This window comes from Phaeobacter sp. JH20_02 (assembly GCF_048056915.1).
GTDB lineage: Bacteria > Pseudomonadota > Alphaproteobacteria > Rhodobacterales > Rhodobacteraceae > Phaeobacter > Phaeobacter bryozoorum.
The window spans coordinates 901,177-927,670 of the sequence record NZ_JAYMVP010000022.1; the positions used below are offsets into that span (position 1 = coordinate 901,177).

The following is a 26,494-nucleotide window of genomic DNA, read 5'->3' on the forward strand; positions in this document are numbered from 1 at the left end:
GTCAGGGGGCGCCTGTGGTACCGAGATGCCTGCATTGTGAGAAACAGATATTGCGGTAGGGCCGAGGCCAAGATCGAAGTCTGGAGTAGGCGAGGAGGAAGTGCAGGTTTCTGTTGCCAGGTACCTGCGAACCCCGCCTTACGCGGCTAGGCGCAAGGACTTAGTTTCGGCGACATTAACAGCTTACGCTGCTACTGCCATTGCCGGAGCACGATTGTCATTTGCAATTGTACAAGTTTCGCCGATAACGGTGGCAGACAGCCGAGACAAAGCTAACCCCTTTAGACGTTCGTCGATCCTGTTTCGACCCCATGATCCCCAAATGAAGGATGTTTGGTGGAGTCGCCGGGTACCGCCCCCGGGTCCGATCCGCTTATTACGAGCGCGTTTATGTCCATAGTTCCCGAAGGAACACCCTGAATATAGGCCGTGCCGATACGGAGTTAAAGGGGAAATGACACATAAAATACGTCCCGGCGGGAGCGGCTGCACCACGACGCCGGGGCGGTGGTTTAGCCATGGTCGCCCCTGGTCGCTTCGGCAGCCCGCCGGGCAAAGACCGCAGCGGCCAGCGTGCGGGTCTCGTCCTCCAATGCGGTCAGCCCGGCAGTGGCGGCGGCCTCGTCGCGCCCCTCCAGCGCATCGGCAATGGCGCCATGCAGTGCCACCATCCGGGCGCGGTCGCGCGCGGTAAAGGTGATCATGTTCATCAGCGGCTGCATCGCCTCGACCGCTCCGGCCAGCTGGTAGGACAACACCGGATTGCCCGCCGCATCGACCAGCGCCCGGTGAAAGGCCACATCCGAGGCGCAGAACGCCTCATCCGTCAGCCCGGGCTGCCCCTGACGAAAGATCTCGGCGCGCATGGTCGCCAGCTGATCCGCCGTCCGACGTGCCGCCGCCAGCGGCGCGCAGGCCCGTTCCAGCGCATAGCGCGCCTCGCAGGCAGTGTCGAAACTGACAGCATTCATACTCAGCAGCAGCGTCGATGTGGTCACCTGCTGGGCGTAGGCATCCTCAAAACTCAGCCGGTTGACAAAGGCGCCGCCGGTGGCGCCGCGCTGGGTGCGGATCAGCGCCTGCGCGGCCAGCCGCTTCAGGGCTTCGCGGACTGTTGGCCGGGACACCTGAAACTGCTCGGCCAGTTCGGCCTCCGAGGGCAGGCGCTGGTCCACAGGCAGGGCGCCGCTGATGATCGCATCGCGGATGGCTTCGGCAATCTGCGCCGACAGATCGGCGGCGCTACGGGGGTTCAGCTTCATGTCGGTGCCCTGTGTGGTGCCCTGTGTGGTGGCCAGTGTCTTGGCCTGTGTGATGATCTCTGTGATGACCTGTGGCGCAGCACGCGTCTCGGCAGAAATCATTTGTCAGACATTTAAAAGTCTGACATTTGATTGGCAAGAGTTGAGTCGCCCACCATCGCCGTTTCGGCTGCACGGCGGGTCCGCGCTCCTGGCGCGTCAGGTTGAATTCAGAGGAGGACCCATCATGTTCAACGCATTGGTTGTGACCAAGGACGAAGACAGCGGCGAGACATCCGCCGCCGTGCAAACGCTCAGCCTCGAGCAGCTGCCGGATGCCGAGGTGACCGTGGCAGTGGACTACTCAACCGTGAACTACAAGGATGGCCTCTGTCTTGGTCCGGGCGGCGGACTGGTGCGCAAATATCCGCATGTGCCGGGCATTGATTTTGCAGGCACGGTCGAGACCTCCAGCGATGAGCGTTACAAACCCGGCGACAAGGTTGTGCTGACCGGCTGGCGCGTCGGCGAAGCCCATTGGGGCGGCTATGCGCAAAAGGCCCGCGTGCGCGCCGATTGGCTGGTGCCCTTGCCGGATGGGATCGACACGCGCCAGGCCATGGCTGTTGGCACAGCGGGTTTTACCGCAATGCTGGCCGTCATGGCGCTTGAGGATCACGGGCTGACACCGGGCCACGGCCCGGTGCTGGTGACCGGCGCTGCGGGTGGCGTGGGGTCGGTGGCAACCGCGATCCTCTCCAACCTCGGCTATGAGGTTGCGGCGGTCACCGGGCGCCCTGAGACATCCGACTATCTCACCGCCCTTGGCGCCACCCAGATCGTGCCGCGCGAAGAGCTGAACGAGACGGTAAAGCGCCCGCTCGAAAGCGAGAACTGGGCGGGCTGCATTGATGCGGTCGGTGGTGCGATGCTGGCGCGGGTTCTGGGCCAGATGAAGTATGGGGCCTCGGTGGCGGCGGTTGGCCTTGCAGGCGGGGCCGGTCTGCCCGCCACGGTGATCCCGTTTCTGTTGCGCGGCGTCAACCTTCTGGGCATCGACAGCGTGATGCAGCCTTATGACAACCGCCTGCGGGCCTGGCAGCGCATCGCCACCGATCTGCCGATGGATAAGCTGGAGGCGATGGTGCAGCCGGCCACCCTGTCCGACCTGCCACAGCTGGGCGCCGATATCCTGAAAGGGCAGGTGAAGGGCCGCGTTGTCGTTGATGTGAACGGCTGACACGGCCTCTGCTGACGGGGCTGCTCGCCTGAAGGTCGACAGATCAGAGTTTGATCGGGCAATGATCACAGGGAAACCTGTCAGAACGCGCAGCCAGCCTGCGCGTTCTTTGCGCGTCCGTGGGGCCAGCCGGTCAATCCCCGCGTCATAGACCCGGCAACCGGGCGCATGTCGCGCAGCGATTGCACCGCTGTCACGCAGATCGCCCCACAAGACGCGACATTTGCATGGTTTTCTGCTAGGCTGGTGATCTGTCCATGGCCACGCCAGCCGCTGCCTGACCGCAGCGCGTGACTGGGCTGACGCGGATCTATTGGCGATCGTTGTCGGCATGAGCGCTGTGATGATCGCGCCCGACCGCCTGCTCAACGGGCGCCGGTCATGGAGAGGCACCCGTGCGGGGGCTGCATTTTTTTCGCGATCGGCGGGAACCTGCGCAGCGCGCGACGGTTGAGACACTGGACGTTCACATAAGACAGAACAGGGACACCCATGACAGACGAAACGGCCAATCAGGGCATACCCGCCCCCGACGGTGAGGCCGCCGTCATCGACACCGAATATGAAATCGGACAGGACAATCTGGAAGGATCCGTGGGACCGATTGGATTTGACATCCACAACCCGGTTTTCATGGTCTCCGGCATCAGCATCATGCTGTTTGTGTTCTACGCGCTGGTTCTGCCGGAACAGGCGGCTACCTTCTTTGGCTGGCTGCGCCCCGCCGTGACCAGCTCGTTCGACTGGTTCTTCCTCAGCGCGGGCAACATCTTCGTGCTGTTCTGTTTCTTCCTGATCGTCTCGCCCTGGGGCAAGGTGCGCCTTGGCGGGGCCGACGCGGCACCCGATTATACCTACATCGGCTGGTTTGCGATGCTGTTTGCGGCCGGCATGGGCATCGGCCTGATGTTCTACGGCGTCAGCGAACCGATGAGCCATTATTCCACCGCCTTTGGTGGTGTGAGCATGGGTGAAAATGGCGCCCGCACCGACTGGGCGCCGCTGGGCGGCGCGGCCGGGGACAGCACCGAAGCCGTGCGTCTGGGCATGGCGGCGACGATCTATCACTGGGGCCTGCACCCTTGGGCGATCTACGCGATTGTTGCCCTGTCGCTGGCGCTGTTCTCCTTCAACAAGGGGCTGCCACTCACCATCCGCTCGGCCTTCTACCCGATCTTCGGCGAGCGGGTCTGGGGCTGGACCGGCCATATCATCGACATTCTGGCGGTTTTCGCCACGCTCTTTGGCCTTGCAACCTCGCTGGGTTTTGGCGCGACACAGGCCAATGCGGGCCTGAACGAGCTGTTCGGTGTGCCGGTTGGCTCAACCACCGAGGTGCTGCTGATCTCCGCCATCACCGCGGTTGCGCTGATCTCGGTTGTGCGCGGTCTTGATGGCGGTGTGAAAGTTCTGAGCGAAATCAACATGGGGCTGGCCTTCCTGCTGTTGATCTTCGTGCTTCTGGTCGGGCCAACGCTGCTGATCATCACCGGCTTTTTCGACAGTCTGGTGGCCTATGTGCAGTATCTGCCGGCGCTCTCCATGCCCTTCGGCCGCGAGGATGCCAACTACAGCCAGGGCTGGACCGCCTTTTACTGGGCGTGGTGGATCAGCTGGTCGCCGTTTGTCGGCATGTTCATCGCCCGCGTCAGCCGGGGTCGCACCGTGCGCGAGTTCATCATCTGCGTTCTGCTGATCCCCAGCCTGGTCTGCGTCCTGTGGATGAGCGTCTTTGGCGGCACCGCCATTCATCAGGTGGTGGCTGATGGCTATACCGGCGCGCAGGATGCCGCACTTGAGCTGAAGCTGTTCAAGATGCTGGATCAGTTGCCGCTGGCCTCGATCACCTCCTTTGTCGGCATCCTTCTGGTGATCGTGTTCTTTGTCACCTCTTCGGATTCCGGCTCGCTGGTGATCGACACCATCACCGCAGGCGGCAAGGTCGACGCGCCGCTGCCGCAACGGGTCTTCTGGTGCGTGTTCGAAGGTGCGGTTGCGATCGTGCTGCTGCTCGGCGGTGGTCTTGTGGCCCTGCAGGCGATGGTGATCTCCACCGGCTTGCCGTTCACCATCGTGCTGCTGCTGATGTGCTGGGCGATCCTGCGCGGATTGCAGACCGAGGCGCGCTGATCCCGCGCCGCCATCCCGGACCAGAAACGCCCAGAAACGCCCCGAAACGCCCCGGAGAACTCCGGGGCGTTTGCCGTTCAACTCTTGGCCTCATAGAAGCCGACCGAATTGCCGTCGGGGTCTTTGGCGTAGAAGAACTGCCCGTCGGGCAGCGGCACCGCCTCTGACACCACCTGCCCACCGGCGTCGGTCACCCGCGTCATCACATCGGCCAGCGCACCTTCGGCGGCCAGATGCAGGGTCGGGCCAACACCATCCGGGGCCGGGGTGCCGGGATAGATGCTCAGCGCGACCCCGGTTGCCGGGTCCTTGGGGCGAAACAGCAGCATCGGGTTGGGGCCATCGCTGACCAGTTCCAGCGCGGCGCCGGTCACATGCTCGTAGAACTTGCGCGCGCCGTCCATGTCGGTGACGGGGATTTCTCCCCAGACCAGAAAATCCTTGGGCGTATAGGCCATCATCTGCATCCTTTCGTGTTGATGTATCCCCTAGCTACCCGCCACTGTTGACAGAAAATGACATCAGGTCAGCGGTGGCCGCAGTCTCTCCGCGCTTGACCTTGCGCATCATCGCCGTCACTTCTTCTGAGACAGAAAGAGGAGAGACCATGGCCCTTGATATCGACTTTGTCCGCAGCCAGTTTCCGGCCTTTGCAGCGCCCAACCTGCAAGGTCAGGCCTTTTTCGAGAACGCCGGTGGCTCTTATACCTGTCAGCAGGTGATCAACCGGCTCACCCGTTTTTATACCGAACGCAAAGTGCAGCCCTATGCCCCCTATGAGGCCTCGACGCTGGCGGGCGACGAGATGGACGAGGCGCGGCACCGGCTTTCCGGCATCCTCGGGGTGGCACGGGATGAGCTGAGCTTTGGCCCCTCGACCACCCAGAATACCTATGTGCTGGCGCAGGCCTTTCGCCAGTTCCTGTCTCCGGGGGAGGCGATCATCGTCACCAATCAGGATCACGAGGCCAACAGCGGCCCGTGGCGGCGCCTTGCGGATGCCGGGATCGAGGTGCGCGAATGGCAGATCGACCCGCAAACCGGCCATCTGAACCCCGCAGATCTGGAAAATCTTCTGGACGAAAACGTCCGGCTGGTCTGTTTTCCGCATTGTTCCAACGTGGTCGGGGAGCTGAACCCGGTCACCGAAATCACCGCTCTGGCCCATGCGGCCGGCGCCTTTGTCTGCGTCGATGGTGTCTCTTACGCGCCCCATGGCCTGCCCAATGTCGGCGAGCTGGGGCCGGATATCTATCTGTTCTCCGCCTATAAGACCTACGGGCCGCATCAGGGGCTGATGGTGATCCGCCGCGCCCTGGGGGAGCTGCTGCCCAATCAGGGACATTTCTTCAACGGTGACACGCTCTACAAACGCTTCACTCCGGCGGGGCCGGACCACGCTCAGGTCGCCGCCTGCGCGGGCATGGCCGACTACATCGCCGCGCTGGCCCATCATCACGGCGGCCCGTTGACCGAAGGCGCGGCACAGGGGGCCTTTGTCCACGATCTGATGCGCGCCCATGAGGTGGAGCTGCTGCAACCGCTGCTCGATATGGTGAAGGACCGCAATGATCTGCGCCTGATCGGCCCCTCTGATGCCGACAGACGCGCGCCCACTGTGGCACTGGCGCTGGATCGCCCCGCCGAAGCCGTAGCCGGTGAACTGGCCGAACATGGCATCATGGCGGGGGGCGGTGATTTCTACGCCCTGCGTGCCCTGAACGCGATGGGTGTCTCCACCGGTGACGGCGTGCTGCGGCTCAGTTTTACGCATTACACCTCGAAAAAAGAGATGACACAGTTGATCGAGGCCCTAGATCGCGTGTTGTGAAAACCGCAGCGATACAGGGACCTTGATCTTTCATGACTGACCATACCCCGCGACAGGCGCCGGTGATCTGGTGGCTGCGCCGAGACCTGCGGCTCGCCGACAACCCCGCCCTTGAGGCGGCCGTCGCCCGGGGCACCCCGGTGATCCCGCTCTTTGTCTTTGACACGCTGGATGAACATCTGGGCGCTGCGCCAAAGTTCCGGCTGGGGCTGGGGCTTGCCCATCTGGCCAAGGTGCTGGAGCAGCGCGGCAGCCGCCTGATCCTGCGGCGTGGTCCGGCAGCCGAGGTGCTGGCGCAGGTGATCGCGGAGACCGGGGCAGGGGCGGTGCATTGGAGCCGCGCCTATGATCCCGACGCCATCGCCCGCGACACCACCATCAAGGAACAGCTGAATGGGCAGGGCGTTGCGGCGCAGTCTTTTGGTGGTCATCTGCTGTTTGAACCCTGGACCGTCGAGACCAAGACCGGCGGCATGTACCGGGTCTATTCGCCCTACTGGAAATCCGTGCGCGACCGCGATGTCGCGGATCTGATCGCCGCCCCATCCCGAATACCCGCGCCGGAGCAATGGCCCGCCTCTGATGATCTGGACGGCTGGAAACTCGCCGCTGATATGCGGCGCGGCGCTGACATCGTGGCGCAATATTGCCGGGTCGGGGAAGATGCCGCGCAGGAGCGGCTGGCGGAATTCCTCGACTCCCGCGTGGCCGACTACAAACAGGACCGAGACTTTCCCGCGGTGGATGCCACGTCCGGCCTGTCTGAAAACCTCGCCTGGGGAGAAATCAGCCCGCGCCGCATGTGGCATCACGGGCTGGAGGCACGTCGCGCAGGCAAATCCGGCGCTGAGCATTTTCTCAAGGAAATCGTCTGGCGCGAGTTCGCCTACCACCTGATGTTCCACACTCCGCATATCCTGACCCGCAACTGGCGCCCCGAATGGGAAAGCTTCCGCTGGTCCGAGCAGGACGACGACCGGGTCGAGGCCTGGCGGCGTGGTCAGACCGGTTACAATTTCGTCGATGCCGCCATGCGCGAACTCTATGTGACCGGCAAGATGCACAATCGCGCCCGGATGATCGTGGCCAGTTTCCTGACCAAACATATGCTCACCCACTGGCGCATCGGTCAGAAATGGTTCGAGGAGTGTCTGGTGGACTGGGATCCGGCCTCCAACGCCATGGGCTGGCAGTGGGTGGCCGGCTCCGGCCCCGATGCCTCGCCTTTTTTTCGGATATTCAACCCCGACGGCCAGCTGGAGAAATTCGACCCCAAGGGCCGCTACCAATCCGCGTGGATCGCCGAAGGTCAGGACAGCCCGCCGCAGACGGCGCTGGATTTCTACCGCGCGACACCTCTGTCCTGGGAGCTGTCGCCTCAGGACAGACGCGCCAGCCCCTTCGTTGATCTGAAAGAGGGTCGCGCCCGCGCGCTTGAGGTCTATGGCCAGCGCGAGCTGCCCGAGGACTGATAGATCCCTTGCCAGAAGCGCCTGATTTGGCCTAGCCTTTTCTCTGGACAGGGGCCGTGAACCCACCGGACCCGTCTAGGGGAGGAGAGAATGGCGCTCACACAGACCGAAGGACAGGCCAATCTGCCGCGCTATTTCGCGGCGATCTTTGACCAGTTGCAGGCGCTAGAGGTGGGGCAGCTGGACATCCATCTGCCAGACGGCCGGGTGTTCCGTGTCACTGGCGACCGCCCCGGTCCGGTGGCCGATCTGCGCATTCACAACCCCGATTGTTTCGCCCGGCTGATCCGCGAGGGGGATCTGGGGTTCTCTGATGCCTATCTTGATGGCTGGTGGAGCACATCCGATCTTCAGGCCTTCATGGATCTGGTGCATCTGGGGTCTGAAACCGTCTATGATGGCTTTCCGGGACGCGGGCTGATCCGCGCCTATGAACAGTTCCGCTTCTGGCTGCAACGCAATCACCGCGCGCAGGCCAAGGCGAATATCTCCTATCACTATGACCTCGGTAACGCCTTCTATGGGCTGTGGCTTGATGACACGATGACCTATTCCAGCGCCCTGTTCAAAACCGGGCAGGAAAGCCTGGAGGCGGCGCAGACCGCCAAATATGCCTCAATGGTCGACCAGATGGGCGTGCAGGCCGGCGATCACGTGCTGGAGGTCGGCTGCGGCTGGGGCGGGTTTGCCGAATATGCAGCCCGCGAACGCGGCCTGCGGGTCACGGGCCTGACCATCAGCGAAGAACAGTTGAAATACGCCCGCGAGCGCATTGAAAAGGCGGGGCTTTCCGACAGGGTCGAGCTCAGGATGCAGGACTATCGCGACTGCAAAGGCACCTTCGATGGCATTGCCTCTATCGAGATGTTCGAGGCGGTGGGCGAAAAATACTGGCCCGCCTATTTCAGGATGATCCACGACCGGCTGCGCCCCGGCGGTCAGGCCACCTTGCAGATCATCACCGTCGCCGACCGGCGCTGGACGGTCTACAAACGCGGCGTTGATTTCATCCAGAAACACATCTTTCCCGGCGGGATGCTCCCTGCACCCGGGATCTTGCGCCAGCAGGTTGAAAATGCCGGGCTAAAGGTCATGAAATCGCTCGAATTCGGTGATAGCTACGATCAGACGCTGCGGCGTTGGCACACCACCTTTAACAGTCGCTGGGATGAGATTGCGGCCATGGGATTTGATGATCGGTTCAAAAAGATGTGGAATTTCTACCTCACCTCCTGCGCCGCCGCGTTTAAGGCGCAAACCTGCGACGTGACCCAGATCACGCTGGCCCACCGCTGAACGAAAGCCCGGATCATGCCCACAGCCGCCCGTCTTATCGCCGCCGTCAGCATGGCGCTTGTCGCGATTGCCGCCTCTTTCCTGATCATGCCACTGATGCCCGAGGGCACCGATTTCGGCTATTTCGTGCCGCTCAACGCCGCGCTTGGCGCGCTGATCGGCTGGGTCTGGGTCGGCCGCCATGTCGGTCGCGGCGTGGTCAATGCGATCAACAACGGCGTCACCGGTGTGGCCCTGCTGGTGCTCTGGGGGCTGTTTCTGCAAGGCGCCTGGGAAATGTTTCGCCTCGCCATGCGCAACCGCTATGACGGCCCGTTTGAGGCGCTTTCGGCGATTTTTGTCATCGGTTTGGATTTCTTTTTCTTGATGGCGGTGCCACATGTGTTGCTGGCGCTGGTGATCGGCGGCATCTTCAGCGGTCTGGTGACCGAGAATGCCGCAAGACGCTGGCGCTGAGATAACAGAATTCCAACAGGATACAGACCGTGGTTGATCTTTTTGTCTATGGCACGCTGCGCCATATGCCGCTGCTTGAACTGGTGTTGGGGCGGTCAGGTGCCGCGCTGGATGTCACCCCTGCACATCTGCCCGATCACGGTGCCTTTGCGGTGGTGGATCAGCCTTTCCCGGCGATAGAGGCCCGCGTCGGCCACCGCGCACCGGGGCTGCTGCTGCGCGGTCTCATCCCGGACGATATGGCGGCGCTGAATTTCTACGAAGGCGGGTTCGACTATACGCTGCGCCCTGTCACGGTCGCGCTGGACGCAGGCGGCAGCGCCCCGGCGGAGGTCTATTTCCCGGAGCCGGGCCTGTGGCAGACCGGGGCGGCCTGGGATCTGGGCGACTGGCAGCAGAAATGGGGCGCCTTGTCCCTGCGCGCGGCAGAGGAGGTCATGGCCTATCGCGGTCGCCTGACCGCCGCCGAGGTGGCCGAGCGGTTCCGCCCGATCCGCATCCGCGCCGCCGCCTGGCTCGCGGCGCAGAACCGCCCCGGCGATCCCGATCACGATCTGGCCCGCGACGTCGTCGTCCACCAGCATAAACGCGCCTATCTCAACTTCTTCGCGATGGAGGAGATGGACCTGCAGTTCCGCCGCTATGACGGCAGCCTCAGCCCGGTGATCAACCGGGGCGTCGCGCTGGTGGGGCAGGCGGCGGTGGTGCTGCCCTATGATCGCCGCCGCGACGCGGTTTTGCTGATCGAACAGTTCCGCGCCGCCACCTATATCGCGGGCAACCAGCGCCCCTGGATGTGGGAGCCGGTGGCCGGGCTGATCGACCCCGGCGAAACCCCCGAACAGGCCGCCCGCCGCGAGGCGATGGAGGAGGCGGGGCTGAAGATCGACCAGCTGGAAACCGTCGCCCAGGTCTACCCCTCCAGCGGCGCCTCAGGCGAATTTCTGCATATTTTTGTGGGTCTCTGCGACTTTGACGAGATCGCCGGCGGCGGCGGACTGGAGAGCGAGGGCGAAGATATCCGCAGCCAGATCCTGCCCTATGAGGCGCTGATACAGGGCGTAGATGACCAGACCTATCAGGACATGCCACTGGTCACCGCCGCCCTCTGGCTGTCACGCCATCGTGAGCGCTTGCGGCAGGGCTGACCCCGCCAACCGCGCGGCGCGCCGCTATCTCGGCTTGTGGTTGTCCAATGCCTTGGCTACACCTCAACTGGAATGATCGAAAGGGATACCATGCGCATTGCACATGATCTGGCCGACGCGATCGGCCACACGCCTCTGATCCGCCTGAACCGCGTCAGCGATGAAACCGGATGTGAGATTCTGGGAAAGGCCGAGTTCATGAACCCCGGCCAGTCGGTCAAGGACCGCGCCGCACTCTATATCATCAAGGACGCCATCGCGCGCGGTGATCTGAAGCCGGGCGGCACCATCGTCGAGGGCACTGCCGGTAACACCGGGATCGGCCTGGCGCTGGTTGGCGCGTCGATGGGCTTCAAAACGGTGATCGTGATCCCCGAAACCCAGTCCGAAGAGAAAAAGGACATGTTGCGACTGGCCGGCGCCCAGCTGGTGCAGGTCCCCGCAGCGCCTTATCGCAATCCCAACAACTTTGTCCGCTATTCGGAACGTCTGGCCAAGGAACTGGCCAAGACCGAACCCAATGGCGCGATCTGGGCCAATCAGTTCGACAATGTCGCCAACCGGCAGGCCCATATCGAAACCACCGCACCCGAGATCTGGGAGCAGACCGACGGCAAGGTGGACGGCTTTGTCTGCGCGGTCGGTTCTGGCGGCACGCTGGCAGGTGTGGCCGATGTGCTCCAGCCCAAGGGCGTGAAAATCGGCCTTGCCGATCCGATGGGCGCGGCGCTTTATTCCTACTACACCACCGGTGAAATCGTGACCGAAGGCGGCTCCATCGCAGAAGGCATCGGCCAGGTGCGCATCACCAAGAACCTTGAAGGGTTCAAACCGGATTTCTGCTACCAGATCGAGGATCGCGACGCGCTGCCCTATGTCTTCGACCTCCTGCACGAAGAGGGTCTGGTGCTGGGCGGCTCCTCGGCGATCAATATCGCCGGTGCCGTGCGCATGGCCAAGGACATGGGACCGGGCAAAACCATCGTCACCGTGCTCTGTGACTACGGGACGCGCTACCAGTCGAAACTGTTCAACCCCGACTTCCTGCGTGAAAAGAACCTGCCGGTGCCGGATTGGATGACTCACACCCCGGCCTCTATCCCCGGCGTGTTCGAGGACGTATGATCGCCCTCATGCGTGGTTTTGTGAAATGTCTGGCCGGGCTGGTTCTTCTGATCAGCCTGGCCTTTCCCGCTCTGGCCCAGCTCGATGCGCGTTCGAAATCCTATTACGAGGATTGGCTGCGCACCGCGAACAGGGCCGAAAACGTCATTGATGCCAGCCGCGCCTCCAATATCGCCTTGGAACAGCTGCGCAGCGAGCTGGCCGAATTCCGGCAGACCTTCCAGACCAAGCGTGGGGAAAACGGCGAGCGTATCCAGACCCTTCAGGGCCAGCTGGACGCGCTTGGCGCCCCACCGGGCGAGGGCGAGGAAGAGCCCGAAGACATCGCCCAGCTGCGCGACGCGCTGACCCAGCAGCTCAATGAGCTGCGGGTGCCGCGCATCGTCGCCGAAGAGGCCTACAGCCGCGCCGACGGCCTGATCAACGAGATCGACAAGATTGTCCGCGAACGGCTGACCAAACGACTGTTTGAACGCGGCACCTCGCCGCTCAACCCCGAACATTGGCCCGGCGCGCTGCGGGATCTGGTCCACGCCAGCCGCGCCGTGGGCAATGAAACCCTGTCGCAGCTGCGCAATGACACCACCAGCGAACGCATCAGCGGCGATCTGGTGGGCATTCTTGTGCTGGTGCTGATCGGTATGCTGCTGATCCTGCGCGGGCGCCCATGGGCGCATCTGGCGGGTGATTACCTGCGGCGCTACGGCGCGCGGGGCACCGGCGTCTGGACCTTTGTCGTCTCGCTGCTACAGGTGCTGCTGCCGCTGATCGGTGTTATCTTTCTGGTCGCAGCGGTCGATCTTTCGGGCATTCTTGGGGTGCGCGGCAGCATCTTCCTCGAATCCGTGCCGGCCTGGGCCTTTATCATGCTGTCGTTCCACTGGCTGGGCGAGCAGCTCTATACCAATCAGATCGAGAATGATCTGCTGCCCGTACAGGAGGGCAATCAGGCCGAGACCCGCTTTCTGATCGACATGATGGCGGTGATCCTGGTGCTGCAGGATGTCTTTGCCACCATCGAGCGGATCCAGAACATCCCGGACAGCAGTTCCGCGGTCTATGCCTTTCCGCTGATCAGCTGTGCTGCGCTGATCCTGCTGCGTCTGCACCGCATCGGGGCCAAGCAGCGTCAGGCACAGAGCGAGGAGGAGCCCGAGGAAGGCGCCATCGCCGCCGGGGCCAATCGCATCATCGCGGTGGTGCGCCGGGCGATCTACCTTCTCGGCTTTGCCGGGCCGCTGCTGGCTGCGGTCGGCTATCTCAACGCGGCCGAGGCGGTGATCTACCCGGCCATGCTGACGCTGGCGATGCTGGCGGGCCTGTTTGTCCTGCAACGGTTCTTTGCCGATCTCTACGGCTTTGTCACCGGCAAGGGTAGCGCCGCCCGCGACTCGCTCTTCACGGCGCTGATCGGCTTTGCACTGGCGCTGGTGGCGCTGCCGATGCTGGCGCTGATCTGGGGCGCGCGCGTTGCGGATCTGACGGAGCTGTGGTCGAACTTCCTCGAGGGCTTCCAGATTGGCGACACCCGTATTTCGCCCACCGCCTTTCTGACCTTTGTGACCATCTTTGCCGTCGGCTACGGTCTGACCCGGCTGGTGCAGGGCAGCCTGCGCAACGCGCTGCTGCCCAAGACCCGCATTGATGTCGGCGGCCAGAATGCCATCGTCTCCGGCATGGGCTATGTCGGGATTTTTCTGGCCGCTCTGGTGGCGATTTCGATGGCCGGTCTGGATCTGTCGTCGCTCGCCATTGTCGCCGGTGCGCTCTCTGTGGGCATCGGCTTTGGTCTGCAAACCATCGTGTCGAACTTTGTCTCCGGCATCATCCTTCTGGTCGAGCGCCCGGTGTCCAAGGGCGACTGGATCGAGGTTGGCGGCCTGATGGGCTATGTGCGCGATATCTCCGTGCGCTCCACCCGGATCGAGACCTTCGACCGCACCGATGTGATTGTTCCGAATTCGGACCTGATCACCGGCACCGTCACCAATTACACCCGCGGCAATACCGTGGGCCGGGTGATCGTGCCTGTCGGGGTCAGCTACGGCACCGACCCGCGCAAGGTCGAGGCCATCCTGATTGAGGTCGCCAAGGCACATCCGATGGTGTTGATGAACCCGCCGCCATCGGTGGTGTTTCAGGGCTTTGGGGCGGACAGTCTCAACTTTGAGATCCGCGCGATCCTGCGCGATGTGAACTGGGTCCTGTCGGTGAAATCCGACATGAACTACGACATCGCCCGCCGCTTCGACGAGGCCGGGATCGAGATCCCCTTCGCCCAGCGCGATATCTGGATCCGCAACCCCGAGGCGCTGGCCGGGGCGGCGGCGGCGGCCGCGGCGCCTGAAGCTGCGCCCGACTCTGGCCCCGACTCTGGCCCCGGATCTGTTCAGGACAGCGCGGCCCGGCCATCACCGGCTGCGGCAGCGGCGCCCGCCAGCAAACGCCCCGAAACCCCGGATCTGGAGGACCTCTCCAACCGGGACGATGCAGCCGACAGCGGCGATGAAGACGGAGACGGCGATCGATGACCGAGCAATTGTTCCTGACGGATGCCTATGCACAACAGGCCCCGGCGCAGATCATTGACCACACAACCGAAGGCGGGCTGGTGCTGAACCAATCCGTCTTTTACGCAACCGGGGGCGGGCAACCGGGCGATACCGGTCATCTCAGCTGGTCCGATGGGGCAGGGGCGCACCGCCTGACGATCACTAATACGGTAAAGGGGGAGGCGGGCGCCATTGTCCTGCTGCCGGAACCTGACCAGCCGCTGCCCAGCGTCGGGCAGGAGGTGACGCAGACCCTCGACTGGGACCGCCGCCTTGGCCATATGCGCATCCATACCGCGCTGCATCTCCTCTCGGTGGTGATTCCCCTGCCGGTCTCCGGCGGTTCCATCGGCGCCGACAAGGGGCGGCTTGATTTCAACATGCCCGAGGCGCCGGAGGACAAACAGGCGCTGGAGGATGCGCTCAACGCCCTCATCAGCCGCGATCTGGAGGTCAGCGAGCGCTGGATCACCGAGGAGGAGCTGGATGCAAACCCCGATCTGGTGAAAACCATGTCGGTGGCGCCGCCCCGTGGCAATGGCCGCATTCGGCTGGTGCGGATCGGCACGACGCAGGAGCAGATCGACCTGCAACCCTGCGGCGGCACCCATGTACGCAGCACCGCTGAAATTGGTCCTATCCGCCTTGGAAAGGTTGAAAAAAAGGGCAAGCAGAACCGCCGTGTCTACCTGCATCTGGGGGCTTGAGCGCGGGCTGCAAATAAGTTTCTGCAAGAGTGAATTTTTTCCTGTTTTCGCTCTTGCAATTGCTTCCGTGATCCGTCAAAAGTCCGCCCAACGGAGAGGTGGCCGAGTGGTCGAAGGCGCACGCCTGGAAAGTGTGTAGGCGGGGAACCGTCTCCAGGGTTCGAATCCCTGTCTCTCCGCCATAACATCTAGACCAAGATGGTTTTATGACAGCCGCCACAGCATGTGGTGGCTTTTTGCGTTTCAGACCTTGCCCCCGTGATCCATCAGCCACCTGTCAGATCGTGGCGACCGCGGCTTGATCGACAAAATGATAGACGTCTATCAGAAAATGATATACGTCTGTCAAAACTGCCGGAAACAGATGGGCTGCAAGGATGGGAAAACCAACCCTACATGATGTCGCTGCCGCGGCCGGGGTCAGCTACGCCACGGCGGACCGGGTGCTGAACAATCGCGGCGGGGTGGCGAAAAAATCGCAGGACCGGGTGCGCGCCGCCATTGCCGAGCTGGGCTATCAGCGCGATATCACCGCCGCCAATCTGTCACGCCGTCGCCGCTACCGGTTTGCCTTTCTGCTGCCGATGGCGGGCGAGGGCTTCTTTGCCCGGCTGCATGAGCATCTCAAAAGCGAACAGACCCGCCGCGCGCAGGCGCGCCAGCAGATCACCATCACCCATGTGCCTGCCTTTGATGCGGCGGCGCTGGTGCGGGCGATCGAAAACTGCGCCGCCGAGGATTACGACGGTCTCTGCCTTGTGGCGGTGGAGGATCCGCAGGTTGAGGCCGCGCTGACCAGCCTGCGGGCCAGGGGTGTTGCCGTGGTCACACTGGTCGCCGACAGCCCGGAAACCACGCGGGATGCCTATGTGGGGATCGACAACCGGACCGCAGGTCGCACCGCAGGCGACCTGATGGTGCTGGCCCATCGCGGAGCGGCCTCCGAAGGGCGGGGCCGGATCCTTCCCATCACCGGCAGTCTCAGCGCCCGCGATCATGCCGACCGCTACGCCGGGTTCTGCGATGTGGTCTCGCCCGGTCTGCCGGTGCTGCCACCGCTGGAGACAGGCGACGACCCCGATGTGCTGGAACAGGCGCTGCGCCGCGCGCTTGATGCAAACCCCGACATTACCGGGGTCTACAATCTGGGTGCCGGCATTCCGGGGCTGGTCGCGGCCCTGTCGGCGACGGAACGGCCGCACCCTCCGGTGGTGATCAGCCACGAACTCTGCGCCGCGACCCGCGATGCCGTGGCGCAGGGCCTTATTGATGCGGTGATCGACCAGAAACCGGCGCAGGAAATCACCGCCGCCCTTGCGGCCCTTGTCGCGCTCAGCGACGGGCTGCCGTTCGACCCGCTGACCGCGCAGATCATTCCCGCCGTCCATTTCAAACACAACATGCCCCCGCAGCCTGCGGTCGGGCCAGAAGAGAGGGCCTGACCATGGCTGGCTATTTCGACGACATCGCAGCAATCACCTACAATCCAGATGGCGACGGGCTGGCCTATCGCCACTACAACCCCGATGAAATGATCATGGGCAAACGGATGGAAGACCACCTGCGCTTTGCCGTCTGCTACTGGCACAACTTTGTTTGGGAGGGGAACGACCCCTTTGGCGGGCAGACCTTTGATCGGCCGTGGTTCCCCGCCGATACCATGGATCTGGCGCGCATGAAGGCAGAGGCCGCCTTTGACATGTTCCGCATCCTCGGCGTGCCATACTACTGTTTCCACGACCACGATATCCGGCCAGAAGGCGCAAGCCTCGCCGAAAGCCACAAACGCCTGAACCAGATGGGCGATCTGCTGGAACAGAAAATGGCAGATGGTGGCCCGAAACTTCTGTGGGGGACGGCCAATATGTTCTCCAACCGCCGCTATATGGCCGGTGCCAGCACCAACCCCGACCCGGATGTCTTTGCCTATTGCGCCTCCACCGTGCGCGCCTGCATGGATCTGACCCATCGTCTGAACGGCGAGAACTATGTCCTTTGGGGCGGACGCGAGGGCTATGAAACCCTGCTCAACACCGATCTGTCGCGGGAGCTGGAGCAGATGGGCCGCTTCCTGTCGATGGTGGTCGACTACAAACACAAGATCGGCTTCAAAGGCGCGATCCTGATCGAGCCAAAGCCGCAGGAGCCGACCAAACATCAATATGACTATGACGTTGCCACCGTTTACGGCTTCCTCAAACGCTTTGGTCTTGAGGAGGAGGTGAAGGTGAACATTGAACAGGGTCACGCCATCCTCGCCGGTCACAGCTTTGAACATGAGATCGCCATGGCCAATGCGCTGGGGATCTTTGGCTCCATCGACATGAACCGCAACGACTACCAGTCCGGCTGGGACACCGATCAGTTCCCCAACAACGTGCCGGAGGTGGCGCTGGCCTATTATGAAATTCTGCGCGGCGGTGGCTTTACCAGCGGCGGCACCAATTTCGATGCCAAGCTGCGCCGTCAGTCGCTGGATGCCGAGGATCTGATCGCGGCCCATGTGGGGGCCATGGACGTCTGCGCGCGGGGACTACGCGCCGCCGCTGCCTTGCTGGAAAGTGATAGCCTTGAGGCCAAGCGCCGCGACCGTTACGCCGGTTGGACCACTGCCGAGGCGCAGGCCTATCTGGCCGAGGGCGCAACGCTGGAGGCCATCGCCGATCAGGCCGAGGCCAGGGCGCTTGATCCGCAGCCGGTCTCTGGCCGTCAGGAACAGCTGGAGGCGCTGGTCAACCGTTTCGTCTGAGGCGGCGGAACCATGGCGTAATGGGGAGAGGGCACAGATATGTATCTTGGCATTGATCTTGGCACATCGGGACTGCGTGCGCTGATGACCGGTGCGGCGGGCAGGCCCGTCGCCTCGGCTGAGGCGCAGTATTGCGTGCAGACCCCCCATCCCGGCTGGTCGGAACAGGATCCCGGCGACTGGATCACCGCGCTGGATCGCGCGATGGACCAGCTGCGGGATACCCCCGGCTATGGTCAGATATGCGGCATTGCCGTGGCAGGGCATATGCACGGTGCGGTGCTGCTGGACGGCGCCGATCAGGTGCTGCGGCCCTGCATCCTGTGGAACGACACCCGTTCCGCCGCTGAGGCGGCTGAGCTGGACGCGACGGCGAAGGTCCGCGATCTGAGCGGCAATATCGTCTTTCCGGGGTTCACCGCGCCGAAACTTTTGTGGGTGCAGCGCCACGAGCCGGAGATTTTTGCCAATACGGCCAAGGTCCTGCTGCCTGCGGCCTATCTGAACCTGCATCTGACCGGGCGCCATGTGGCCGACATGTCCGACAGCGCAGGCACCTCCTGGCTGGATGTGGGGGCGCGGGACTGGTCGGAGCCCCTGCTGCGCGCGGGTCGCATGCGGCGTGATCAAATGCCGGATCTGGTCGAAGGCTGCGAGCCTGGTGGTATCCTGCGTCCCGAACTGGCCGCGCGCTGGGGATTTGGCAAAGACGTGACCGTGGCCGGTGGCGCAGGCGACAATGCCGCTGCGGCCTGTGGCACCGGGGTGATGGCACCGGGGCAGGGGTTTGTCTCGCTTGGCACCTCCGGTGTGGTGCTGACCGCGCGCGACGGGTTCCACCCGGATCCGGCAACGGCGGTGCATACCTTCTGTCACGCGATCCCGGAGCGCTGGTATCAGATGGGGGTGATGCTCTCGGCCACCGATTGCCTGAACTGGCTGGGACGGATCACCGGACGCAGCCCTGCGGATCTGACAGCAGGTCTTGGCGATCAGCTGCGCCCCCCCGGCGAGGTGACATTCCTTCCCTATCTCTCCGGGGAGCGCACGCCGCATAACTCGGCAAGCCTGCGCGGTGGGTTTCAGGGGCTGTCGGTCGCGACCACGCCCGAGGATATGGCCCGCGCGGTGATGGAGGGTGTCTGCTACGGGCTGCGCGACTGTCTGGCGGCGCTGCGCAGCACCGGCGCTGAGCTGGACAGCTGTCTGGTCATCGGCGGCGGCAGCAGATCACCCTATTGGGTCAAGCTGCTGGCCACGGTGCTGGACCTGCCGCTGCATCTCCCGCAGGGGGGCGAGTTCGGCGCCGCGCTTGGTGCGGCGCGACTGGCCCGGCTGGCGGTGACAGGTGCGGATCCCGCCGAGGTTCTGACCGCGCCGCAGATCGCGCGCACGGTCACCCCCGATGCTGCCCTGCGCGATGGTTTTGACGCAGCCTATGCAACCTTTCGCCAGCGGGTCAGCGACATGATCTGAGCGCTGGTCGGCGCCTCAGGCGGCGTCACGGGGCCGGGCGAATCGTAAATCAGCCCGTGGTGGCGACAAGTTGTCTAAAATTCTCCCCATTGTTGCGCGCCATGGGACAACCCCTGCGCCCAGCGGTTCGCGTGATGGATCTGACAGAGGGCGGCTGTGCGCTCTGATGATCTGCCATTGTTTGCAGGATGGCGACAAACGGCGGTTGTTTCGCGGCGGTGACGGCAGTTTCTGCGGGATCGCCCGGTGACGGCGGTCAGACCGGAAACAATCCCCGGCTTCTGGGGAGGGGATCATCGGTCGGTCGGGCCGGCGGATGCACGCTGATTAAGATTTTGTTCTTTTTTAGGCAGATTTGCCCGCGTAGGGTAATCCCATGCTGCCACAGGATGAGTGGCGCTCTCTTCAAAGCTGTACCCCGAGGTGTGGCGCCCCTTTGCAATACCAAGGCAGGCTAGGGACCGGTTGCACGGCTGTGCGACCGGGGTGGTCGGGCTTTTGGACGGAGATCATGACGTGCCTTGCTTTACGCCCGGAACAACTGTTGCGACCCCTCAGGGGAGCTGTGCTGTCGAGGATCTGAGCGTTGGCGATCGGGTGATGACCCGCGACAACGGTCTGCAGCCCATTCGCTGGATCGGGCGGCGGAGGCTGGATCGCAGCGCCCTGCAGGCGGCGGCACATCTGCAACCGGTGCTGATCGCGGCAGGGTCGCTTGGCAATGGGATGCCGGAGCGCGATTTGCTGCTCAGCCCGAGCCATCGGGTGCTGATCGGCAATGACAAGACCGCGTTTTATTTCGAGAATCGCGAGATACTGGTCGCGGCCAAACATCTGACCGGATTGTCCGGGGTCGATGCGGTAGAGACCACCAGCATCGATTACCTGCATTTTGTCTGTGAGGACCATCAGGTGGTCTGTGCCGACGGGGCGTGGATCGAGTGTTTTCAGCCTGCCGACCAGTCCCAGCGCGGGTTGGATCGCGCCCAGCGCGATGAGGTGCTGATGCTGTTTCCCGAGTTGCAGACACGGCCGCCGGTGCCCGGTGCGCCCCCTGCGCAGCCGTCACGCCGACGGCCGGGGTGCAAGGCGGGGGCGCAGTGGTTCATCCACTAGCCCTGTGGCCTAATCGCTTTTGAATGTCGTTCGCGCGCGGCGCCAGGCCGTCCACGCCTCGGGCGTGTCCAGATCGGTGAGCGCATGGGCCTCGGGCAGCGGCACCGGGTGAATGGTCTCTCCCTGATCCTGTGCAGCCTTTAGAACCGCGCGGGCGCCCTGATCGCCGCTGAGCTGGCCGAGCGCGGCGAAATACCGGCGGGGAAAGACCACCGGATGTCCAAACCGCTCCTGCGCCCCGGTGATTGAGCCTGTGGCTGCACCGGTTGCTGTCCCGGTCGCGCGCAGGATCCGGTCTGGCAGCGCCATAGCGCTGCCCGCGACCTGCGCCAGATCGGCTTGCGTCACCTCCGGCATATCGGCAGGCAGGATCATCACCGCCTCGTAGCTCTTGGTCAGACCTGCGATGCCTGAGCGAATGGAGGCGGCCATGCCCTCCTGCGCGTCCGGCACAAAGAGCGCTGTTGCAGCGGGGCAGGCGCGGCTGAGCAGCTGGGCTCTTGGGTGGGGTGCGGCTGGCAAGGTGACATAGGTGTCCTGCCCGGTGCCAAGGGCAGCCCCGCAGATCCGGGCCAGAAGCGGTGTTCCGTCGATCTCCTCCAGCAGTTTGTCACGCCCGCGCATCCGCGAGGCGCTGCCGGCAGCGAGGATCAGAATGGCGATGGCGGTCATATCTGTCGCCTCCCTGGCGTGGTGCCGCGCTGTCGGAAGCCTCCGGCGGGGATATTTAGGGCCAGAAGAGGAGAGGGGTCCAGCAAAAGTGACAGGGCAGGTCAGTGAGGCTGACGTAATGTTTCGCGTGCGAAACATTGGGGCCGGGGCAGGACCCATCTGTTGCGCGAAAGCGGCGGCCCGGCGCGCGCTGACATGGCAACACTGGGGGAGACGGGTCAGAAATATTGACCCGCCTGCTGCTGTCAGCCGCGCATCCGGGCACCGTCGGCATCAAACAGCGGCCTGGTGATCATTCGGGCCTTGTGCATCTTGCCCAGGATCTCGATCTCGACCGCCAGACCCTCTTCAGCGCGGTCGGTGGGGACAAAGCCGAGTGCGATGGATTTCTGCGCGTGGTGGGAGTAGCCGCCGGAGGTGCAGAAGCCCACAACTGCGCCGTCCAGCCAGATCGGCTCATAGGCGGTCACATCTGCGTCGTCAGCCTCCACCTCAAAGGCGCAGAGTCGGCGGGCTGGCGGTGTGTCGCGTCCCGCCTCAGCCGCGGCGCGGCCAATGAAATCAACGGGTTTCTTGAAGGAGATAAAGCGGTCGAGGCCGGTTTCCGCCGCCGTGTAATCGGGGGAGAATTCGCGCAGCCAAGAGCCGAAGAACCTGTCGAGCCTGAGCGACATCATCGCCCGCATGCCGAAGGGCTTCATGCCGTGGGGCTGGCCAGCATTCCACAGCGCATCCCACAGGGCACGCTGGCTGGGCAGGTCGCAGTAGATTTCATAGCCCAGATCCCCGGTATAGCTGACCCGCTGCACGATGCAGTCGGCCATGCCCAAGTTCAGGCGGCGCACATCCATGAAGCGCATGTCCGAGATGTCTTGCCTTGTGCAGGCTTGCAGGACCGCGCGCGCGCGGGGGCCTGCGATCTGGAAGCCTGTGCGGGTGTCGGAGATGTTTTCCAGCTGAACGCCCGCGTCCAGGTTCTGCAGGAACCAGCGCATATGGTAGGCCTGCGCGCCGTAAGAGGCGGTGAGCTGGAACTCGTCCTCGGAGAGGCAGGAGATGGTGAAATCACCGATCAGGCGACCCTTGGGCGACAGCATCGGGGTCAGCGACAGGCGGCCCGGCTGTGGCAACCGGCCGGCCATGATGCGGTCGAGCCAGGCGCGGGCGCCGGCGCCTTTGACCCGATATTTGCCGAAATTGTGGACCTCGTTGATGCCGACGTTTTCGCGCACGGCTTTGACTTCGCGTGCAGTGGCCTCAAACGCGTTGGAGCGGCGGAAGGAGGGGGTTTCATAGCGCGGCTCGTCGCCAGTGGCGAAGTAGTTCGGCACCTCCAGCCCGTATTGGGCACCCCAGACCGCGCCCATGCCATCGAAGATGTCATACATCGGGGTGGTGCGGAACGGGCGGGCCGCAGGCAGCTCCTCGTTCGGGTAGGCGATGGAGAATCGTTTCTGATAGTTTTCAATGACTTTGGGCCGAGTATAGCCCGGAGTGATCCAGCCGCCGAAGCGGGCGCAGTCCATTGCAAAGGTATCGCGCTCGCATTCGCCTTCAACCATCCATTGCGCCAGCATCAACCCGACGCCGCCGCCCTGGCTAAAGCCGGCCATGACGGCGCAGGCTGACCAGTAGTTGCGCATCCCCGGCACCGGGCCGACCAGCGGGTTACCGTCGGGGGCAAAGGTGAAGGGGCCGTGGATCACCGATTTGACGCCTGCGCGTTCGAGCGCCGGGAAGCGTTTGTAGGCGAAGGCGATGCTGTCCTCGATCTTGTCGAAATCATCGGGCAGCAGTTCATGGCCGAAGTCCCATGGCGTGCCATCGACGGCCCAGGGTTTGCAGGGCTGTTCATAGAAGCCGATGCAGAGGCCGCGGCCTTCCTGACGGAGGTAGCTTTCGCCGGCCGGGTCCATCACATGGGGATGCTCGCCCCCTGCGTTGATGATTTCGGCGATCTCCGGCACCTCGTCGGTGACGATATATTGATGCTCCATCGGGTGCAGGGGCATGTAGATGCCGGCCATGGCGCCCACCTCGCGCGCCCAGAGGCCGCCGGCGTTGACGATATGTTCGGCGTGCACTGTGCCCTTGTCTGTGACCACATCCCAGCTGCCATCGGGGCGCTGGCTGGTCTCGATCACCTTGCAGTGGGTTTCAATCGTGGCGCCGCCCATGCGCGCGGCGCGGGCATAGGCGTGGGTGGTGCCGGAGGGGTCGAGGTGGCCATCGAGCGGGTCATACAAACCGCCGATGATGCCGTCGATATTGGTGACCGGGGCGATTTTCTTGATCTCCTCGGGAGAGATGATCTCGGTTTCCAGCCCCATGAACCGGTGCTTGGCGCGCTCCGCCTTCAGCATGTCGAAGCGTTCCTGGTTGTCCGCGAGGGTGACGCCGCCGACATGGTGCAACCCGCAGGACATGCCGGTGATCTCCTCCAGCTCCTTGTAGAGCTTGATGGTGTAGCCCTGCAGCGCCGCCATGTTGGTGTCGCCGTTCAGCGTATGGAAGCCGCCAGCCGCGTGCCAGGTGGAGCCTGAGGTCAGCTCCGAGCGTTCCAGCAGGAGGACATCGGACCAGCCGAGCTTGGTCAGGTGATAGAGCACCGAGCACCCCACAACGCCGCCACCGATCACCGCTACCCGTGTTGTCGTCTTCATCTTGCATCCCCCACTGGCTGTTTGCGGTTATTCTGGACAGATGTGTTTAGTAGTCCAGCAAAAACGCGACATCTGCCGTCGGGATTGAGCGCTGCAAGGACGAACCGGGCGTCAGCCGTTGTGCGCTGCATCAAAAAAAGCCGCCACCCGGTGGGGCGGCGGCCTGATAATGCGGGGGCGCGGTTGCGTTATTGCAGCGGGCGGATTTTCAGCTCCGTCACGCGGTTGCCGTCGCGCGCGGTGACCTCAAAGCGGAAATTATGGAAGGAAAAGACCTGCCCCACGACGGGGATTGTCTGTGCTTCATGAATGACCAGACCGGCGATGGTGTTGGCCTCGTCATCGGGCAGCGACCAGTCGGTTGCGCGGTTGAGATCGCGAATGGTGGTGGCGCCATCGACCAGGTAGTTGCCGTCGCTGGTTTTCTTCACCACGGTTTCCTCATCCGGGTCGAATTCATCGGTGATCTCGCCGACGATTTCCTCAAGGATGTCTTCCAGGGTGATCAGGCCCTGTAGGGTGCCGTATTCATCGACCACCAGCGCAAAATGGGTGCGGGCGCGCAGGAACTGGCGCATCTGTTCATCCAGTGTGGTGGTTTCCGGGACGAAATAGGGCGGTTTGGTCACGCTGGTGATATTGAAGTTGCGCAGCGAGGCGGCATCGCCGTCGGGGCCGCCGATCTGGGCGTACATCTCCCGCAGAAGATCCTTGGCATGGAGCACGCCTATGATGTTCTCCGGCTCGTCCTTGAACACCGGCAGGCGGGTGTGCGGTGAGGTCAGACATTGTTCGAGGATCTTCTGTGGCTCAAGGCTGGCGTCGATCATCTCGATATTGGAGCGGTGCAGCATGATTTCCTCGACAAAGCGGTCGGAGAGATCAAGGGCGCCAAGGATCCGGTCTCGGTCTTCCTTTTCGACCACACCTTCGGAGTGGCCAAGGTGCAGGGCGCCGGCGATTTCCTCGCGGACGGCCATGATGTGGCTGTTGGGGTCGATGCGTACGCCAAACAGACGCAGCACACCGCGCACCAGAAGGCGGACGGCCCCCACCACGGGGGCCAGCAGCGTGACCAATATGCCAATCGGAGGGGCAACGGCGGCGGCGGCTTTCTCGGCATTGGAGATGGCGTAGGTCTTGGGCAGGACCTCGGCAAAGATCAGCACCAGAAGGGTCATGACCAGGGTGGCCAGCGCGACACCGCTTTCGCCCAAGGCGCGGGTGAACAGCGCGGTGGCCAGCGAGGTGGCGAGGATATTCACCAGGTTGTTGCCCAAGAGGATCGAGCCGATCAGCCGTTCGCTGTCTTCGGTGATCGCCAGTGCACGTTTGGCGCCGTTGGAGCCCTTGTCGGCCTGCGAACGCAGCTTGCCCCGCGAAGAGGCTGTCAATGCGGTCTCGGAGCCAGAGAAAAACCCTGACAGAACCAGCAGGAAGACAATTGCGCCGGCGGTGGTCCAGAAGGTGGAATCGACAAAGGTCGTGGTGCTGTCCATAAGAGTCCCGAAAGAAATGTTGTGATCCCCATGGTTATGGGGTGCCGACCGCCCTGTCGCAAGGGGGGAGGTGGCGCGCTCGCGCCGTGCGGGAGCTATTCTGTTCCCGACAGGTCGGTTTTACCCGGTGGGGCGGGGTGATCGGCAGCCCCGGCAGGGCGGGCCAGCGGGTGATGGTCCAGCACCAGCTCGCTCAGCCGGGCGTCCAGCACATGGGTGTAGATCTCGGTGGTGGCAATATCGGCATGGCCAAGCAGTGCCTGGATCGCCCGCAGATCGGCGCCATTGGTCAGAAGATGCGTGGCAAAGGCGTGGCGGAGGGTATGGGGCGACACCGCTTCGGGCGCGATGCCCCCGGCGACGGCAAATTCCTTGATCAGCAGATAGAACCGATGCCGGGTCAGATGGCCGGATTTGCCACGCGACGGGAACAGGAAACGCGAGGGGGCGGCCCCTTTGGCAACGGCGGCCTCCTCAGCGGTGTCGCGCGCGGTAAGCCAGGCCGCCAGCGCATCGCGGGCCGGCGGCGACAGCGGCACCATGCGTTCCTTGCCGCCCTTGCCCAGCACCAGCAACATGCGCGGATCGCCCCGCGCAGCCGCCACCGGCAGGCCAACCAGCTCGCTCACCCGCATGCCGGTGGCATAGAGCAGCTCCATCAGGCAGGTGTTGCGCAGCCGGTCGGCGGTGCTGCGGCCGGACTGGCGGGCGGCATAGAGCAGCCGGTCGACCTCGATCACCTCAAGGGTCTTGGGCAGCGCCTTCTGGCGTCCCGGCCCCTTGATCTGGATCGCGGGATTGTCGCTGCGCCAGCCTTCGTCAAAGGCAAAGCGGTAGATCTGCTTGATCGCGGAGAGGCGGCGGGCGCGGGTGGCGCGGGCCAGCCCTTCGGCGTCGCAGGAGATCAGATAGGCCTCGATATCATCGCGGGAGGCCCTGCCAAAACCGAGGTTTTTATGGGCAAGCCAGCTGGCGACATCCTTCAGATCGCGGCCATAGGCCAGCAAGGTGTTGCGCGCTGCACCGAGATCGGCGGCCTGCGCATCCAGAAAGGTGGAGATCCATTGCAGATCATCCTGTGGGGCATTGGCGGGGCTGCTCATCGGGGAGGGGCCATGGCG

20 protein-coding genes, 1 tRNA gene and 1 other RNA gene are annotated in these 26,494 nt (G+C 63.6%); 15 read left to right on the forward strand and 7 right to left on the reverse strand.

Annotated elements, in window-relative coordinates:
* Nucleotides 1–99: 99 nt before the first annotated feature.
* Together ssrA and VWY34_RS11115 are read right to left on the reverse strand one after the other, a co-directional pair.
* Nucleotides 100–452, reverse strand: a transfer-messenger RNA (tmRNA) gene (gene ssrA, locus VWY34_RS11110).
* Between the two features lie 60 nt (nt 453–512).
* Nucleotides 513–1,262: a FadR/GntR family transcriptional regulator gene (locus VWY34_RS11115; protein WP_340546313.1), complete on the reverse strand. Its 750-nt coding sequence runs from the start codon at nt 1,260–1,262 to the stop codon at nt 513–515.
* 226 nt (nt 1,263–1,488) lie between these two features.
* Here VWY34_RS11115 and acuI point away from each other — a divergent pair, with 226 nt between their 5' ends.
* Nucleotides 1,489–2,481 (forward strand): acryloyl-CoA reductase, encoded by a 993-nt coding sequence (gene acuI, locus VWY34_RS11120; protein WP_416536082.1) that lies wholly within the window; start codon nt 1,489–1,491, stop codon nt 2,479–2,481.
* A gap of 492 nt (nt 2,482–2,973) precedes the next feature.
* The gene (locus VWY34_RS11125; protein ID WP_340545409.1) at nt 2,974–4,611 is read left to right on the forward strand and encodes a BCCT family transporter; all 1,638 of its coding nucleotides are present in this window, start codon (nt 2,974–2,976) and stop codon (nt 4,609–4,611) included.
* Between the two features lie 77 nt (nt 4,612–4,688).
* On the opposite strand, the gene VWY34_RS11130 is transcribed toward VWY34_RS11125, so the two are convergent.
* Entirely contained in the window at nt 4,689–5,069 is a 381-nt protein-coding gene (locus VWY34_RS11130) for a VOC family protein (RefSeq protein WP_416536081.1), read from the reverse strand.
* A 149-nt stretch (nt 5,070–5,218) separates the two neighbouring features.
* Between VWY34_RS11130 and VWY34_RS11135 the strand changes: the two genes are divergently transcribed.
* The 13 genes from VWY34_RS11135 to VWY34_RS11195 all read left to right on the forward strand — a co-directional run bounded on the left by VWY34_RS11135 (nt 5,219) and on the right by VWY34_RS11195 (nt 20,539).
* Nucleotides 5,219–6,442, forward strand: coding sequence for an aminotransferase class V-fold PLP-dependent enzyme (locus VWY34_RS11135; protein WP_340545411.1), 1,224 nt, complete (start codon nt 5,219–5,221; stop codon nt 6,440–6,442).
* A 32-nt stretch (nt 6,443–6,474) separates the two neighbouring features.
* The gene (locus VWY34_RS11140) at nt 6,475–7,914 is read left to right on the forward strand and encodes a cryptochrome/photolyase family protein (RefSeq protein ID WP_416542359.1); all 1,440 of its coding nucleotides are present in this window, start codon (nt 6,475–6,477) and stop codon (nt 7,912–7,914) included.
* Nucleotides 7,915–8,004: 90 nt separating this feature from the next.
* The gene (locus VWY34_RS11145) at nt 8,005–9,210 is read left to right on the forward strand and encodes a class I SAM-dependent methyltransferase (protein ID WP_416544298.1); all 1,206 of its coding nucleotides are present in this window, start codon (nt 8,005–8,007) and stop codon (nt 9,208–9,210) included.
* A gap of 15 nt (nt 9,211–9,225) precedes the next feature.
* A complete protein-coding gene (locus VWY34_RS11150; protein WP_416544300.1) occupies nt 9,226–9,666 on the forward strand; it encodes a TrgA family protein in 441 nt (146 codons plus the stop codon).
* A 29-nt stretch (nt 9,667–9,695) separates the two neighbouring features.
* Nucleotides 9,696–10,814, forward strand: coding sequence for an NUDIX domain-containing protein (locus VWY34_RS11155; protein ID WP_416544302.1), 1,119 nt, complete (start codon nt 9,696–9,698; stop codon nt 10,812–10,814).
* 90 nt (nt 10,815–10,904) lie between these two features.
* The gene (locus VWY34_RS11160) at nt 10,905–11,939 is read left to right on the forward strand and encodes a cysteine synthase A (protein WP_340545416.1); all 1,035 of its coding nucleotides are present in this window, start codon (nt 10,905–10,907) and stop codon (nt 11,937–11,939) included.
* Nucleotides 11,936–14,470, forward strand: coding sequence for a DUF3772 domain-containing protein (locus VWY34_RS11165; RefSeq protein WP_416538682.1), 2,535 nt, complete (start codon nt 11,936–11,938; stop codon nt 14,468–14,470). Before VWY34_RS11160 ends, VWY34_RS11165 begins: the two co-directional genes overlap by 4 nt.
* Nucleotides 14,467–15,198, forward strand: coding sequence for an alanyl-tRNA editing protein (locus VWY34_RS11170; RefSeq protein WP_416544304.1), 732 nt, complete (start codon nt 14,467–14,469; stop codon nt 15,196–15,198). Before VWY34_RS11165 ends, VWY34_RS11170 begins: the two co-directional genes overlap by 4 nt.
* A gap of 92 nt (nt 15,199–15,290) precedes the next feature.
* Nucleotides 15,291–15,380, forward strand: a tRNA-Ser gene (locus VWY34_RS11175).
* Between the two features lie 195 nt (nt 15,381–15,575).
* Nucleotides 15,576–16,640 carry a LacI family DNA-binding transcriptional regulator gene (locus VWY34_RS11180; protein ID WP_416544306.1) on the forward strand — a complete coding sequence of 355 codons (1,065 nt, stop codon included), beginning with the start codon at nt 15,576–15,578 and terminating at the stop codon, nt 16,638–16,640.
* A 2-nt stretch (nt 16,641–16,642) separates the two neighbouring features.
* Nucleotides 16,643–17,947, forward strand: coding sequence for a xylose isomerase (gene xylA / locus VWY34_RS11185; protein WP_416544308.1), 1,305 nt, complete (start codon nt 16,643–16,645; stop codon nt 17,945–17,947).
* Between the two features lie 39 nt (nt 17,948–17,986).
* Nucleotides 17,987–19,423, forward strand: a complete 1,437-nt coding sequence (xylB, locus tag VWY34_RS11190) for a xylulokinase (RefSeq protein WP_416544310.1) — start codon at nt 17,987–17,989, stop codon at nt 19,421–19,423.
* Between the two features lie 516 nt (nt 19,424–19,939).
* Nucleotides 19,940–20,539, forward strand: a complete 600-nt coding sequence (locus tag VWY34_RS11195; RefSeq protein ID WP_416544312.1) for a Hint domain-containing protein — start codon at nt 19,940–19,942, stop codon at nt 20,537–20,539.
* A 9-nt stretch (nt 20,540–20,548) separates the two neighbouring features.
* Here VWY34_RS11195 and VWY34_RS11200 read toward each other — a convergent pair whose 3' ends face one another.
* From VWY34_RS11200 to VWY34_RS11215, 4 genes are all read right to left on the reverse strand, one after another.
* Nucleotides 20,549–21,211: a nucleotidyltransferase family protein gene (locus VWY34_RS11200; protein WP_416544314.1), complete on the reverse strand. Its 663-nt coding sequence runs from the start codon at nt 21,209–21,211 to the stop codon at nt 20,549–20,551.
* Nucleotides 21,212–21,456: 245 nt separating this feature from the next.
* Entirely contained in the window at nt 21,457–23,874 is a 2,418-nt protein-coding gene (locus tag VWY34_RS11205) for a GcvT family protein (RefSeq protein ID WP_416544316.1), read from the reverse strand.
* 188 nt (nt 23,875–24,062) lie between these two features.
* Nucleotides 24,063–25,373, reverse strand: coding sequence for an HlyC/CorC family transporter (locus tag VWY34_RS11210; protein WP_340545425.1), 1,311 nt, complete (start codon nt 25,371–25,373; stop codon nt 24,063–24,065).
* A 95-nt stretch (nt 25,374–25,468) separates the two neighbouring features.
* A complete protein-coding gene (locus tag VWY34_RS11215) occupies nt 25,469–26,476 on the reverse strand; it encodes a site-specific tyrosine recombinase XerD (RefSeq protein WP_416544318.1) in 1,008 nt (335 codons plus the stop codon).
* Nucleotides 26,477–26,494: the final 18 nt, after the last annotated feature.

What these genes read in the sequence shown, in the direction of transcription:
- VWY34_RS11115 (WP_340546313.1), bottom strand. Translation starts at nt 1,262, where the DNA reads ATGAAGCTGAACCCCCGTAGCGCCGCCGATCTGTCGGCGCAGATTGCC.
- acuI (WP_416536082.1), top strand. Translation starts at nt 1,489, where the DNA reads ATGTTCAACGCATTGGTTGTGACCAAGGACGAAGACAGCGGCGAGACA.
- VWY34_RS11125 (WP_340545409.1), top strand. Translation starts at nt 2,974, where the DNA reads ATGACAGACGAAACGGCCAATCAGGGCATACCCGCCCCCGACGGTGAG.
- VWY34_RS11130 (WP_416536081.1), bottom strand. Translation starts at nt 5,069, where the DNA reads ATGGCCTATACGCCCAAGGATTTTCTGGTCTGGGGAGAAATCCCCGTC.
- VWY34_RS11135 (WP_340545411.1), top strand. Translation starts at nt 5,219, where the DNA reads ATGGCCCTTGATATCGACTTTGTCCGCAGCCAGTTTCCGGCCTTTGCA.
- VWY34_RS11140 (WP_416542359.1), top strand. Translation starts at nt 6,475, where the DNA reads ATGACTGACCATACCCCGCGACAGGCGCCGGTGATCTGGTGGCTGCGC.
- VWY34_RS11145 (WP_416544298.1), top strand. Translation starts at nt 8,005, where the DNA reads ATGGCGCTCACACAGACCGAAGGACAGGCCAATCTGCCGCGCTATTTC.
- VWY34_RS11150 (WP_416544300.1), top strand. Translation starts at nt 9,226, where the DNA reads ATGCCCACAGCCGCCCGTCTTATCGCCGCCGTCAGCATGGCGCTTGTC.
- VWY34_RS11160 (WP_340545416.1), top strand. Translation starts at nt 10,905, where the DNA reads ATGCGCATTGCACATGATCTGGCCGACGCGATCGGCCACACGCCTCTG.
- VWY34_RS11165 (WP_416538682.1), top strand. Translation starts at nt 11,936, where the DNA reads ATGATCGCCCTCATGCGTGGTTTTGTGAAATGTCTGGCCGGGCTGGTT.
- VWY34_RS11170 (WP_416544304.1), top strand. Translation starts at nt 14,467, where the DNA reads ATGACCGAGCAATTGTTCCTGACGGATGCCTATGCACAACAGGCCCCG.
- VWY34_RS11180 (WP_416544306.1), top strand. Translation starts at nt 15,576, where the DNA reads ATGGGAAAACCAACCCTACATGATGTCGCTGCCGCGGCCGGGGTCAGC.
- xylA (WP_416544308.1), top strand. Translation starts at nt 16,643, where the DNA reads ATGGCTGGCTATTTCGACGACATCGCAGCAATCACCTACAATCCAGAT.
- xylB (WP_416544310.1), top strand. Translation starts at nt 17,987, where the DNA reads ATGTATCTTGGCATTGATCTTGGCACATCGGGACTGCGTGCGCTGATG.
- VWY34_RS11200 (WP_416544314.1), bottom strand. Translation starts at nt 21,211, where the DNA reads ATGACCGCCATCGCCATTCTGATCCTCGCTGCCGGCAGCGCCTCGCGG.
- VWY34_RS11205 (WP_416544316.1), bottom strand. Translation starts at nt 23,874, where the DNA reads ATGAAGACGACAACACGGGTAGCGGTGATCGGTGGCGGCGTTGTGGGG.
- VWY34_RS11210 (WP_340545425.1), bottom strand. Translation starts at nt 25,373, where the DNA reads ATGGACAGCACCACGACCTTTGTCGATTCCACCTTCTGGACCACCGCC.
- VWY34_RS11215 (WP_416544318.1), bottom strand. Translation starts at nt 26,476, where the DNA reads ATGAGCAGCCCCGCCAATGCCCCACAGGATGATCTGCAATGGATCTCC.